Raw genomic sequence first — 12,272 nt, forward strand, 5'->3', positions numbered from 1 at the left:
AAATTTTCACAACAGAGCCAGATAACGTGATAAAGTATTTATTGCTGTGCATGTAAATATCAAAAAAAGTCTTACAAAATGATGTTTGTATTGGTTTAGCTTATACAATTTTAAGAAATTAATAGCATTTTATGACGTTATTATTAACCTAGTTTTCAAGAAATAGAGGTGAATGTAGGATGACTAAACCTTTTAAAAAAAATAGTCGTTATATGGTAGGGTTGGACAGCCTAAGGGGTCTAGCTATACTAGGTGTTATTTTGTATCATATTAATTTTAATTGGATGCCTGGGGGGTTTTTAGGAGTTACAGTATTTTTTGTACTTTCAGGTTATTTAATTACAGATATTCTAGCCATGGAGTGGAAGAGAAATAAGAGAATTGATTTGAAAAAATTCTGGCTTAGTAGGGCAAGAAGATTGCTTCCAGGAATGCTTGTTATGCTCGTTATAACATTGGCATGGATTACGATTTTTCATAGCTCTTTACTTGAAAAAATGCGTGGAGATTCATTAGCGGCATTATTTTATGTTAGTAACTGGTGGTATATTTATCATAAATTATCGTACTTTGATAATTTTAACCAAATTTCTCCATTAAATCATTTTTGGTCGTTAGCAGTTGAGGAACAATTCTATGTTGTCTGGCCGTTTATTATTAGTTTAGGACTTTACTACATAAAAAAACAATCCCGTATGATGTTATTGATTTGTCTAGGAGCATTTGCTTCAGCCTTAGCAATGGCGATTTTGTATGAACCTGGAGTTGATCCGAGCAGAATATATTATGGTACAGATACGAGGGCCTTTTCATTACTTATCGGAGCGGTACTTGCTTTAGTTTGGCCAAGCAATAGGCTTGCTAATAAAATTATCCCGAAGGCGCGTTTCATTCTTGATGTAGTGGGTGGCATTGCTCTTATTATTATTTTGGTTATGTTTTGGAAGACCAATCAATATGATCCATTTCTATACAAGGGAGGAATGGTTCTCTTATCAATTGCAACAGCATTGTTAGTGGCAAATCTAGCTCATCCAGCTAGTCGCATTGCTCAATTTTTACGATTTAGACCTTTACGTTGGGTAGGGGTAAGATCGTATGGCATATACCTCTGGCATTATCCAATTCTGACATTAACAACTCCAAAAGTAAATGCAGGGGATTTTTCAATAATAAGAGCAATCCTTCAATTTCTTCTAATAATATTGATTGCGCAAATTTCATGGAAGTTTATCGAAAAACCAATCCGACAAGGTGCGCTCCGGAACATTCAGTTTAAGAACTTAAGACTTCAAAATGTCACTTTAGGTGTTAAGTTAGCTTTAGTTTGTTCATTATTCTTTACGTCAATAGCAGTTTTAGGCTTATCAAATGCTAGTAAGGCTAAGGGGAATTACCAACAAGATAAGGTGGAAGCAGTACAAACACAACCGGCGCCACATCCAGTTGCTGTTTGGGAAAAACCAAATCAAGAAACGCCTCTAAATCAAGGGGAATCAAAAGAAGTAAATTCTGCACACCCTAAAAATCCACTCACAGTTACTGCGATAGGCGATTCCGTTATGATTGATATTACTCCATATTTAAAAAATACTTTTCCTGATATTAGGATTGATGCGCAAATTGGCCGTCAGCTGTCAAAAGCAATTCCAGTAGTTGAACAGTTAAAAAATGAAGGGAATTTAGGAAACTATGTCATTATCGGATTAGGTACAAATGGAGCCTTTACTACTGAGCAACTTGTTTCATTAATAAAATTAATTGGAAACGAACGTAAAATAATATTTATTAATACGAGAGTGCCACGTCCGTGGGAATCAATTGTGAACGAGAGACTGAAAGTAACAGTAACTAAATATCCTAATGTAACTCTAGTTGATTGGTATGCAGCAAGTGCTGGAAAGAAAGACTACTTTGCACCTGATGGTGTGCATTTAACCAATGTAGGTGCAGAAGCATACGCAGTCCTTGTGGCTAAAGCGGTTAATCAATAATTAATTATATTTGATCAAATTCTTTTGCAAAGTTAGCTGAAATAAAAAAGATCTATGTTTGAAGAAATAAACTTTTGGCATTTAGCAATAATTCCTGTAATTCATAATACAATGACAAGCGAAGTTTGGTTGAAGACTTCGCTTTTTTGTACAGGACATGAATGGTCTCTATACCTTTTACTATACATACGGCATAACAAAAATGTTGAATTCCTGTGGTTTTAACAAAGTGGTTGTCACTTTATATGTTAATAATCCTGTTCTGTAGGGTTCGCCGTTTTTTATTATATGTTATGTTGTAGTTTTTATATAAAGCATATTAAAAAGTGAGCGTTTCTTTCTGAGAAGTTTTGGGATTAATTTACTAAGGACTATGACAAATTTATGAACAAGAAGAAAAGTATTTAATACTAGAATTCTGGAAGCGCTAGGATATAAATTAAGTGTTTTTGTAAAAAAGAATTGACTTATATACTAGTTGTAACTAAGATAGTTACATAAAGGTGTAATCAAATGAGTTACATCAAGTGTCTGTTTTTTGAAAAAATGTGCATAGTTATCTTTTGTTAAAAATCAAAGTTAATCTTTTTTTAAAGGGTTAGTTTTGAAAAATATATTAAGGTAACTCAAAAAAGAACAAGATATAAAAAGATGTACTTATATAAACCAGAAATTTAGCTGAGCTGGATAATAAAAATAAAGGTAGGAGATTTAAATGGAGACGAAACAAGATAACCTTATTTATGTATGGGACGCTTATTGTGGATGGTGCTATGGCTTTTCAGAAAGTATTAAAGGGTTTTACAAAAACCACACTGAAATGCCGTTAACCGTTTTATGTGGAGGTTTATTCTTAGATAATTTACCAATGAAAAATTTCTCATATATAGAAGAGGGAAATAAAAGAATTAATCAACTCACAGGTGCAGAATTTGGTCCTTCATATCAAAAATTTGTGGAAGAAGGTACTTTTAAAATGAATTCGAAAGATGCTGCAATTGGTTTTTCGGCATTACGCTCATTAGCTCCAGACCGTTTGTTAGAATTCACTTCGGCTATGCAAAAAGCGTTTTATTATGAGGGACAAAGTCTAAGTGATCCTGAGACATATCGTAAGATTGCAATCGAGCATGGTTTGGACCCTGAACAAGTATTGGACCGCTTAAACGCTCAAGAAACAGTAATAGATGTCCAAAATGATTTCAATAAAGTTCGACAGCTTGGTGTTAATAGTTATCCTTCATTACTTTTACAAAAGGATAATCAAATTATTCCTATTGGTGGAGGGGTAATGACGCCAGATAAAATCGAAGCACGTTTTAAAAGTTTATATTAAAAAATCTTAAGCTACAGTATATTGCATGTAACGTTTTAAGAAAAATTACTATAAGTAAATGGACTAAACCTTTTTTATAATAGTTGGTTTCAATTTGTATTTAAACAGTCCAATTTTATTATAGGCCATAGTAATAAACATATTATCTGACGCCAACTGACATTTATCTCCCGAATAATTGTTTGTGCTGTCATACTTTCAGGTGAATTGAATAGGGAGTTTCTATTTGAACAAGAAAAAATGTGTGATTTATATAAAAACTTTAACAAAAGGAGAGAAACATTCTATGTTTAAAACAATCGATACAAATCAAAAAGATGTAAAATTGACGGTGTTTAGTTCAGACGAGAAAAGTTTCATGGTCACTGCAACCTTAGTTGAGAAAGCAGGACATGCATTTTTAATAAACTCAAAATTTACTCAGTCTGATTCGAAAGAAATAATTGATTATCTGAAAAAAAATAACTTATCTCTAGATAAAATCTTTATTATTCATGGGGATCCAGACTACTACTTTGGATTAGAGAGCATTAAAGCTGCTTATCCAGAAGCTATAGCGTATGCTACAGAGTCTACGGTTGAACATATTGTTCATTCTGTATTAGGGAAATTGAAAGTTTGGAAAGGTGCGCTTGGAGAAAATGCACCAAGTAATGTGGTATTACCTCAAGTGTTTAAGGAAAAATCTATTGATTTTCAGGGACTAACATTTGAATTAGTAGGCTTAGACGATTACAGAACTAGCTTATTTAACAGAGAACTGAAATTATTAATTGGGGGAATAGATGTATTTAACGAAATTCATCTATTCTTAGCAGATACTAGCTCAAAATCAGCAATGGAGGCATGGATTGAGAACTTGAAAGTGTTACAGGCGTTAAATGCTGACGTAATTATACCGAGCCATGGATCAATTGAAAAATCATTAGATAATCAAGCAATTACTGCAACTATGGATTATTTAAGAACTGCAATTCAAGCTTCTGAGGAAAGTAAGAATTCAAACGATTTTGTAGCAAAACTTGATGCAGCATATCCAGGCTATGCAAATAAAGGTGTATTAGAATTAAGTGCAAAAGTTGTAACAAAAGAAATGCCTTGGGGTTAATGCTATGAATGAATATCAAAAACTATTACATGAAACGTATGTGTTAACTGGCGAAGGAAAATTAGATGCTTTTAAAACGTATTTAAGTGAAAATGTATCTTGGACAGAAGCTGCTGGGCTTCCATATGCGGGCACTTATGTAGGTCCTGATGAAGTAGTGAAAAATGTACATGAACGTCTTGGAACTGAATGGGATAACTATAGCGCTAAAGATGAAATTTATGCTTTTAATAACAATACTGTTATCGTGTATGGAAAATATAGTGGAACGTATAAAGTAACAGGGAAATCATTTGTAGCAGATTTTTGTCATCTTTATGAGTTAGATGAGAACGATAAGGTTAAGAAGTTTATTCAAATTGTGGACAGTGCAACTGTTAATGAGGTATTAAGTTAGGATTACTAGTTTCTAACATGCCTCGTATAAGGAGTATTTTTAGAATAAATGTGTTTTCCTAACAATATCTCTTACATCACATTATGGGAAAAATTTTTCCTGTATCAAAGGTGTTAACGAAGATGAATTATAAAATTAGAAGAGGTAGGTATATATGAAAGTAGAGAAAAATTTAATAGTAATAATTATTTCTGTGTTTATTTTAGGAATTGTGTCAACTTTGATATTTCAAGCTTCAACTGGTAATACCAAAGGTCATTCAATAAAGGGCGAGAATGCTGCATCGGTATCGAAAGATAATGTGACAGAAAAAGAAAAGAATAAAAAGATGGTAGTTGATTTCTATAATGAAGTTTTTAACAAACATAATATCGATATTATCCCTAAATATGTAAGTGAAGATTATAAGCAACATAATCCTTTTGTTGCTGATGGCCGAAAAGCTTTCATGGATTTCTTTAAGGAGGACTTTGTAAAAAATCCAAATTCCTCTGCAGAGATTAAACGTGTAGTAGCTGAAGGAGATACAGTTGCTCTTCATGTACATTCTCGTACTAATTCTCAAGATATGGGAGTTGCTATAGTGGATATTTTCCGTATAAAGGATGGAAATATTGTTGAACATTGGGATGTAATTCAAGAGATTCCAAATGAGGCAGCTAATAATAATACGATGTTTTAGGTAGAAGATATCTCTAATATTTGTTTAATTGTTAGAGATATATAGAATTTTGAAATTTAGACAAGTTATGTTTTAAGATGAGTAAAAATAAAGGGATGTCCTAGATATGTTACTAGGACATCCCTTTTTGTTTTAATAAGATTTAATCTAATATGATGTATAGGGTACTTATTGTATGTATTTTTTATCATTAAATCACTTCATGATTAATGACAATCGCTTATGTCTTGAAAAACTATTCATTTATTTGAAATATAGTTTCATCAGGTCTAGAGAATCCATACAATTTCCTTGCGAACTTTAAAATACCTTCTTCGCTCTCTGTTAAAGTTTTAATATCGTTTTCATAATAACGTCCTATGATTTCTAATTCAGACAATCTTTTCTTTTCTTTATTTAGTGTAATTTGTTTTTCTTGAATCATTTGTTCTTGCTTATAAATGCAGATTTGAATGGAAATAACCATAGGTAGCATAAAAGCAAGTGCTAATAAAAGACGACGTCTTAGCTTTTTGTTCGTTTGTGGATTCTTTTTAGAATTAATTTGTATTTTTGAGATTGATTGTTGTGGTAGTGAATTTGGGATACTCCCCATTTTAATGCCTCCATTACCTATGTATAGAATTTAAACTGCTTAAAAGTATTATATATGCTAAATAGATAATTTTGAACTTATTTGTGTAAAGAGAAGTTTTATGAAATTTAAATAAAATCCCTATTTAGTCGCAAATAAAAAGCACCATAAAAGGTGCTCAATAACTACCACTGAGTTGATCATGATTATTTTACGTATGTTCCTGATAAATGTGCACTTTTGTATAAAAACTTTATTTTATCAATTTGTAGGTTGATACAGTTCCCCAAACGAAAAGAACCAAGTAAAAAAGTCTTTGTAGTAGGCCTGCAGGTAAGGGGAAAAGAAAAACAAGTGAGATAAGGATTGTTATTACTATTAAGCTTAGTAAACAGAAATATGTCCATTTTCCTGCTTTTTTAAGATTCTTAGCAAAAATAAATAATCCTGGAAATACAGTAAGCATACCTATCCAAACTAGAATAGAATGTCCAATTAGGTTTATATCTGCAGGAATTAATCCTGAAACTATAGTAGAGACTCCTATTATAAGTATAAAAAATGTTGCTATTTTATTAATTTTTGTTTTTTTTAGATGTTGTGAAATATATAGTACTCCAATACAAAATGTTATTCCATTAAGAATAAAGAGTAAATTCATCCAAAAGTGATTAGGGGAGCATATTTCATAAGGCGCTATTTTGTAGGTGAATTCTCCACAGGTTGTTACACCTAGGTCACTCATTGCATGATGCAAATAGTTATAAGGTGCTGTAGAAGTGAAAATAAAGAAAGGTTCAATTAAAAAGTATAGGCAAGTTGCAATCCAGCTAAATAAGCCAATCCTATTTGATATATACATTAGATTCCTCCCTTGAAAAAGTATAGTTCCATTATAGATGGTTACAATATTGAAAGTGAAAATTGTAAATTGAGAGTCGATAATTCTGTTCAATAATATAGGATTTTCTGGACAAATATGTTTAGCGGAAAGACGTATAAAAAATGGATGGAGCAAAACTTAACAAAATAGTTATTTGAAAATAACTAACGGCAAAAACGTCAGGCAACCAATTAAGTTGCCTGACGTTTTTGCACGGTAAAGGATAGATTCCTCTACAAAAGGGAGAAATAAAGAAAAATGTTTTTAAATGAAATTCATAAAGGATTGATAGGCACTACCGAGGGAAAATACCGTAGCTACCGCATGGGCAGTCCATTTAGGCTATTTAATTTTAATATGGTGTTGTGTAAGATTCCGTATACGATATAAATGATCAATACAAATGCAACTAATTGAAGTGCTAACAAAAATAGTGGTTGTTCTAAAGCACTAAAGTCAAGTTGTTCCATTAATTTATCACACTCTTCATTTAATATATTAATATAATTAAAATGAAGGGTGTGAAAGTTTTTACTATAAAGTTTCAAATCTGTATATATTTTACGGTAGATAAGTGAATGTTAACCAAAACCCTACTGTATAAAAAAAGAGAAGCGCTTAATCCGGACGCTCCTCTTAATGCCAATATACAATAACTATTCCATTATAATGTATAAGCGTAAAATATTTAACAATTAGCTATGTGGTAAAAATTTTATTTTGTGTTAGTTTAAAAATAAAAACGAGCACGTAATAAAGTGCTCTCGTGACGAGATTCATTTTGTAAAGACGATTTTATAAAGAAAGGAACACTGAATATTATATGTGCGTGCAGTTAATTGAGTTCGTTTTTTACAAAAAAGAGCAGTTAGTAAAAGCTAACTGCTCCAATCATGGAATATGGTTCGAAATGGGTTGTCTATATTATTGACGGAATATTGAGGTTTATTCAGGGATACCTAAAGGTTTTCTTTTTAACTTAATCCATATACCACAAACAAAATAATGGCTAAAAATACAGATAATGAAAATGTTAGAAAGACTGTTATTATACTCCTAAGCATCGCTTTCCAGTTGCTTACTTTAGTTGTATTCTGCCATTATGCTGAGATTTGTAATTCTATTAAAAATAGTAACAGCTCGTCCAAACTTATCTAATCTATCTTACATAGTATGTAGTAATAAATTGAAAGGAGGAATCTAGTATGTCTTATTACTACGATGATTATTGTAAGGATTCCAAAAAGAAATATCATGATTGTCATAAAAGCAGTAAGAGCTATGACAAATGTGATAAAAAACATGAGGAAAAGCCTTGGGTTAATGTAAAAGTGAATTGTTGTTCTGATGATAACGGATATAATCTTGTAAGAGCATCTGCTTTTAGAGCTGTGAGTACAGTTAATCAGAATTTGCCAGCAAATACATTTGTTAAAGTTTTATTTCAAAATGAACAATTTGATTTAGCAAATGAATATAACCCTACAACATCCATTTTTATACCAAAGACTAGAGGTGTTTACTCTGTTATTGGAACAATTGCGTTCATTCCCAATAATCTAAACGCAAACTATAGAGCACGGGTAGAGATTCGAGTAAATGGAAACCCGGCAATTGCAATAGATAATGATTTTTTTGGTCCAATAAACTTTGCTAATGTTGTAGCTGTTTCATCGATAATTCAATTAAATGCAGGGGATATAGTTGAGGTTTTTGCACAAAGTAGCGTAGCTGGAGTTATTTCAAATGTAGAAAATAGTACGCATTTTGAAGCTGCAAGATTCCCGTCTCCACAAGTATAAGTAGTATGAAATTTTGTCAGTAATTTTATCTAAGTAAAGTCCCTAATTTATATTTGACCTGCATAAATGCAGGTCTTTTTTTCGATAAAAAAGGGAAGTTTCCAGGAATTTCTCAAAACAGAGTCGATATTACACTATATCTATACAGTTCTTTGAAAGAAAAGTAGTGTGGGGATAATGTATCTATGCGTTGATAAACAGTCAACATAGCCCCTTTTATTAAAACGTTACCAGAGAACGGGCATGGACGGTAAGAATCCGCAAAAAGGACGAAAAGGCTAATTACATTTATATATTTACCCATGGTGCGTGAGTGTCGTGGCTTTTGTGTTATTTGTTGAGATCGCCAATATTGCTGGGTTGATTGGTGACATGAAATTATCATATCATTATTTATAACGAGGAAATATGGAGGGCGTTCTCATTTTGAACAGAAAAAAAGAACCTGTAGTGGCTCCTTTTCACATTGCTATCTTATACTTATTGATTTTTCGCTTAACATCCATAAAAGCTAGTAATGCAGCAATTGCACAAAGGCCTTTAAACCAAAGGAACTCGGAAGAAAATAGTCCGCCAAAGAAAGCGACCGAGTGTACAAAACAAGTAATACCAAATAACCAAAGCATGAACTTTAATTCTTTTGAGGAATATTTATAGTTTTTAAATCTTTCCCACATATGTATCAGCTCCTATTGTTATGAGGTTCTGTAGTTTTTCTTTTTAAAATCGCGCATGTTGAGGATAAAGAATAAAAGGAAGATAACAGCTGCGATGCCATTAATCCAGTAGTATGTACGTCCTGTTGTCAATCCGTGATAGAAGGAATTGAAATTCCAAATTATAAGAAGTATTGAACAGATAGTAGAGATTATTAATGAGCTAAAACTTCTCATGATTTTCACCTCGATTCAAAATATTAGAGCTCATTTGTAATTTTACATTTAAATAAACGGATTTACAATAAGAGGAATGAAAAAGAACCCGATGGAGTTCGGGTCCTTTCAGAAGTGATGATGTATTCTCGGCTTGGGAACTGAGAAAATACAAAAATATAATACATCAGGATTTAGAGAATTTCAATATTAAATTAGGGATTACCGCGAGGTGGTGAATATGGCTAGGCAAAGAAGCCTAAATTGTGAAGTGAATAATTTGTTAATGTATTTTATTTTTTTGTAAAAAATAAACATTTTTTCAGATTTAAAGAAGGTTTTACAAAAATACATATAAGTATAAATATATGGTAATGAAATGAGTCGAATTTTCATCATGACTGATATCCATAATATGTTCATTTCAATTAACATGAAATACACATAGAGGAGAGAGATTATGAAAAGGAGAATTGGTACAGCAGTCGTAGGTTTATCTGTTTTAGGATTTGGAATTTTTGGTTTTACTCATGGAAATGGTGGAGGGGTTGTTCAAGCGGCTTCAGTAGGTGATGGAGGAGGAGCACCTGCATATGCACATGGAAATCATGGGGGAGCACCAACTTATACTCATGGACATTTCCCTGCACCGAAGTTAGAATCGGAAGGGCATACAGGAGGGGCGCCTTCTTACAATAAGAGAGATACATGGTCTCCGAGTTACGCACATGGAAATACAGGAGCACCAGCTAATACAGAGCCTGGTGAGGGGATTTAACTAATACTAAAATGAAAGTTGTAAATTTATATATAAGAAAAAAGGCTTTGTAATTTACAAGGTCTTTTTTCTTTGTAAAAAAGTTATTCAAAGGGGAAAATAAATGAATTTCTTCGTATTTTATTATTAACAAAATACGGGTTTTGTATGGAATTTCCTGCAAAGAATTTACGATGAATAAGGTTGTCTCATATCATATAAAGATTGCTTTATTAAGATTATAAAAGGATGTGAACGTATTGGAAGATGTTTCTGGAAAAATTGACAGTTTAAAAGCAGAACAAAAAGAAATTATGCGAGATATTCGTAATTTAGAAACTCGCACAACAATTAATGAGAAAGACATTGCTACATTTAATAAGCAATTAGAAAAGATTAGCATGAATACAAATTGGATTCTACGAATTATTATTAGCGCAATCACTATGAAGATGAATTTATTAATTTTTTAAATACGACACAAAATAAATAAGTCCCAAAAAATATATGAATTAAAGTGAGAAGACGTTCTACTCATATGGATTAGAACGTTTTTCTTATGTTTACTTTCAGAAGGTATGCAGTTAAGTTTCTGTTTTTGAGAGTAAATTTAGTATCCATATTCTCATTATTAGATTTGTTTTGAACTACACGCTTATTTAAGTGAATAAAAGTTAGAATAGTTAAGGAAAAGGATAATTTTGTTCTTAATTAACAAAATTTTCAAAAATAAAATCTGCAGATGTTAAGATTTGTTATATAATATAGTTGTCAAAGTACTACCCCCTGTAGTTTCTATGATGAATCGGTAAGATAGTTTGTTTGTCCCATATATTCACGTGATATAAAAAAACTTGTAGAGATTCCTGCAAGTTCTTTTTTTAAGGATTAAATGTGAATCTGAAATAAAGTAACGAGTTTTTGAGGGGAGAAAAGTAAATGTTTATAAAAGCAGAAAGATTACTAATACGAAAATTTGAATTCAAGGATTGGGAAGCTGTTCATGAGTATACATCAGATAGTGATGTTATGAAATACATACCTGAAGGGGTTTTTACTGAAGAAGATACAAGAAACTTTGTAAATAAAAATATGGGTGAAAATGCTAAGAACTTTCCTGTGATACTAATAGGTGAAAATATCCTGATTGGTCATATTGTTTTTCATAAATATTTTGGTGAACATACTTATGAGATTGGGTGGGTATTCAATCCTAAATATTTCAATAAAGGATATGCTTCTGAAGCAGCACAAGCTACATTGAAATATGGGTTTAAGGAAATGAAATTACATAGAATTATAGCTACATGTCAGCCAGAAAATACCCCATCATATCGAGTGATGGAGAAAATTGGAATGAGGAGAGAAGGCTATTTCAAGAAGTGTATACCTCATGGAAATGAATGGTGGGATGAATATTATTACGCTATTTTAGAAGAAGAGTAGTGTCTCAGAACGTATTATTAAAATCAAAATCATAATTAAAATTGTGCTATCATTTTTTGAGAATTGCTTGGTCTATAAAATAATTAAAATGTGGGTGGTGCTCTATGCCCATCAAGCTAACATTATACAAGTTTAATTTATCTAATGGATAAAGCAGATACTCGAGTTATCATTGTAGGAGGAAATGAGTTTGGGTTTTCAAGTGGATTTGACTCATCTGAAGATATAAAACGCCTTCCTAACGATTATACAGGTGGAATTTGGACAAATCGCATTGATAAAATAGCACCTGTATTTAAGAAATAAGGGATAATATAACAGTGGAAGTTTTTTTATCTGTTTAACCGTTTATCTATTTAAAAGAAGACTCATTAATAATTTTAAAGGTTTATATACTGATAAACACCCCTAATTTCCTATG

Annotated in this window: 13 protein-coding genes and 2 pseudogenes; 10 read left to right on the forward strand and 5 right to left on the reverse strand. The window is 31.8% G+C overall.

Annotated elements, in window-relative coordinates; translation table 11 throughout:
- Positions 1-179 precede the first annotated feature (179 nt).
- The 5 genes from AC2CGR_RS07570 (at position 180) to AC2CGR_RS07590 (ending at position 5,517) form a co-directional block, all read left to right on the forward strand.
- Entirely contained in the window at positions 180-1,994 is a 1,815-nt protein-coding gene (locus AC2CGR_RS07570; protein ID WP_071716455.1) for an acyltransferase family protein, read from the forward strand.
- A gap of 715 nt (positions 1,995-2,709) precedes the next feature.
- Entirely contained in the window at positions 2,710-3,330 is a 621-nt protein-coding gene (locus tag AC2CGR_RS07575; RefSeq protein ID WP_071679626.1) for a DsbA family protein, read from the forward strand.
- Between the two features lie 286 nt (positions 3,331-3,616).
- Complete coding sequence (locus AC2CGR_RS07580) at positions 3,617-4,438, forward strand: MBL fold metallo-hydrolase (protein WP_071716461.1); 822 nt, start codon at positions 3,617-3,619, stop codon at positions 4,436-4,438.
- 4 nt (positions 4,439-4,442) lie between these two features.
- On the forward strand, positions 4,443-4,835 hold the full coding sequence (locus AC2CGR_RS07585) for a nuclear transport factor 2 family protein (RefSeq protein WP_071716454.1): 393 nt from the start codon (positions 4,443-4,445) through the stop codon (positions 4,833-4,835).
- A 154-nt stretch (positions 4,836-4,989) separates the two neighbouring features.
- Positions 4,990-5,517, forward strand: a complete 528-nt coding sequence (locus AC2CGR_RS07590) for a nuclear transport factor 2 family protein (RefSeq protein ID WP_000861923.1) — start codon at positions 4,990-4,992, stop codon at positions 5,515-5,517.
- 235 nt (positions 5,518-5,752) lie between these two features.
- Here the strand turns inward: AC2CGR_RS07590 and AC2CGR_RS07595 are convergent, their stop codons facing one another.
- The 3 genes and pseudogenes from AC2CGR_RS07595 to AC2CGR_RS07605 all read right to left on the reverse strand — a co-directional run bounded on the left by AC2CGR_RS07595 (position 5,753) and on the right by AC2CGR_RS07605 (position 7,444).
- A complete protein-coding gene (locus AC2CGR_RS07595) occupies positions 5,753-6,112 on the reverse strand; it encodes an FtsB family cell division protein (RefSeq protein ID WP_071716453.1) in 360 nt (119 codons plus the stop codon).
- A 232-nt stretch (positions 6,113-6,344) separates the two neighbouring features.
- Positions 6,345-6,953 (reverse strand): DUF998 domain-containing protein, encoded by a 609-nt coding sequence (locus AC2CGR_RS07600; protein WP_087968147.1) that lies wholly within the window; start codon positions 6,951-6,953, stop codon positions 6,345-6,347.
- A 285-nt stretch (positions 6,954-7,238) separates the two neighbouring features.
- A pseudogene (locus AC2CGR_RS07605) lies at positions 7,239-7,444 on the reverse strand (hypothetical protein).
- 735 nt (positions 7,445-8,179) lie between these two features.
- Between AC2CGR_RS07605 and AC2CGR_RS07610 the strand changes: the two are divergent.
- On the forward strand, positions 8,180-8,776 hold the full coding sequence (locus AC2CGR_RS07610) for a complement C1q domain-containing protein (RefSeq protein ID WP_000122951.1): 597 nt from the start codon (positions 8,180-8,182) through the stop codon (positions 8,774-8,776).
- Positions 8,777-9,237: 461 nt separating this feature from the next.
- Here the strand turns inward: AC2CGR_RS07610 and AC2CGR_RS07615 are convergent, their stop codons facing one another.
- Both AC2CGR_RS07615 and AC2CGR_RS07620 read right to left on the reverse strand, forming a co-directional pair.
- A complete protein-coding gene (locus AC2CGR_RS07615) occupies positions 9,238-9,453 on the reverse strand; it encodes a hypothetical protein (protein WP_071716451.1) in 216 nt (71 codons plus the stop codon).
- An 18-nt stretch (positions 9,454-9,471) separates the two neighbouring features.
- Positions 9,472-9,669 carry a hypothetical protein gene (locus AC2CGR_RS07620; protein WP_071716450.1) on the reverse strand — a complete coding sequence of 66 codons (198 nt, stop codon included), beginning with the start codon at positions 9,667-9,669 and terminating at the stop codon, positions 9,472-9,474.
- A 439-nt stretch (positions 9,670-10,108) separates the two neighbouring features.
- On the opposite strand from AC2CGR_RS07620, the gene AC2CGR_RS07625 reads away from it, so the two are divergent.
- From AC2CGR_RS07625 to AC2CGR_RS07640, 4 genes and pseudogenes are all read left to right on the forward strand, one after another.
- A complete protein-coding gene (locus AC2CGR_RS07625; RefSeq protein ID WP_484480704.1) occupies positions 10,109-10,426 on the forward strand; it encodes a hypothetical protein in 318 nt (105 codons plus the stop codon).
- 239 nt (positions 10,427-10,665) lie between these two features.
- On the forward strand, positions 10,666-10,878 hold the full coding sequence (locus AC2CGR_RS07630; protein ID WP_071716448.1) for a hypothetical protein: 213 nt from the start codon (positions 10,666-10,668) through the stop codon (positions 10,876-10,878).
- Between the two features lie 466 nt (positions 10,879-11,344).
- Positions 11,345-11,851 (forward strand): GNAT family N-acetyltransferase, encoded by a 507-nt coding sequence (locus AC2CGR_RS07635; RefSeq protein ID WP_060630906.1) that lies wholly within the window; start codon positions 11,345-11,347, stop codon positions 11,849-11,851.
- A gap of 144 nt (positions 11,852-11,995) precedes the next feature.
- Positions 11,996-12,157, forward strand: a pseudogene (locus tag AC2CGR_RS07640) (glycerophosphodiester phosphodiesterase family protein); the annotation flags it as partial.
- Between the last annotated feature and the right edge of the window lie 115 nt (positions 12,158-12,272).

The organism is Bacillus sp. LSHTCR4, from assembly GCF_057197025.1.

Bases quoted from the DNA above. Each gene is read 5' to 3' on its own strand.
- AC2CGR_RS07570 (WP_071716455.1), top strand. From the start codon at position 180: ATGACTAAACCTTTTAAAAAAAATAGTCGTTATATGGTAGGGTTGGAC.
- AC2CGR_RS07575 (WP_071679626.1), top strand. From the start codon at position 2,710: ATGGAGACGAAACAAGATAACCTTATTTATGTATGGGACGCTTATTGT.
- AC2CGR_RS07580 (WP_071716461.1), top strand. From the start codon at position 3,617: ATGTTTAAAACAATCGATACAAATCAAAAAGATGTAAAATTGACGGTG.
- AC2CGR_RS07585 (WP_071716454.1), top strand. From the start codon at position 4,443: ATGAATGAATATCAAAAACTATTACATGAAACGTATGTGTTAACTGGC.
- AC2CGR_RS07590 (WP_000861923.1), top strand. From the start codon at position 4,990: ATGAAAGTAGAGAAAAATTTAATAGTAATAATTATTTCTGTGTTTATT.
- AC2CGR_RS07595 (WP_071716453.1), bottom strand. From the start codon at position 6,112: ATGGGGAGTATCCCAAATTCACTACCACAACAATCAATCTCAAAAATA.
- AC2CGR_RS07600 (WP_087968147.1), bottom strand. From the start codon at position 6,953: ATGTATATATCAAATAGGATTGGCTTATTTAGCTGGATTGCAACTTGC.
- AC2CGR_RS07610 (WP_000122951.1), top strand. From the start codon at position 8,180: ATGTCTTATTACTACGATGATTATTGTAAGGATTCCAAAAAGAAATAT.
- AC2CGR_RS07615 (WP_071716451.1), bottom strand. From the start codon at position 9,453: ATGTGGGAAAGATTTAAAAACTATAAATATTCCTCAAAAGAATTAAAG.
- AC2CGR_RS07620 (WP_071716450.1), bottom strand. From the start codon at position 9,669: ATGAGAAGTTTTAGCTCATTAATAATCTCTACTATCTGTTCAATACTT.
- AC2CGR_RS07625 (WP_484480704.1), top strand. From the start codon at position 10,109: ATGAAAAGGAGAATTGGTACAGCAGTCGTAGGTTTATCTGTTTTAGGA.
- AC2CGR_RS07635 (WP_060630906.1), top strand. From the start codon at position 11,345: ATGTTTATAAAAGCAGAAAGATTACTAATACGAAAATTTGAATTCAAG.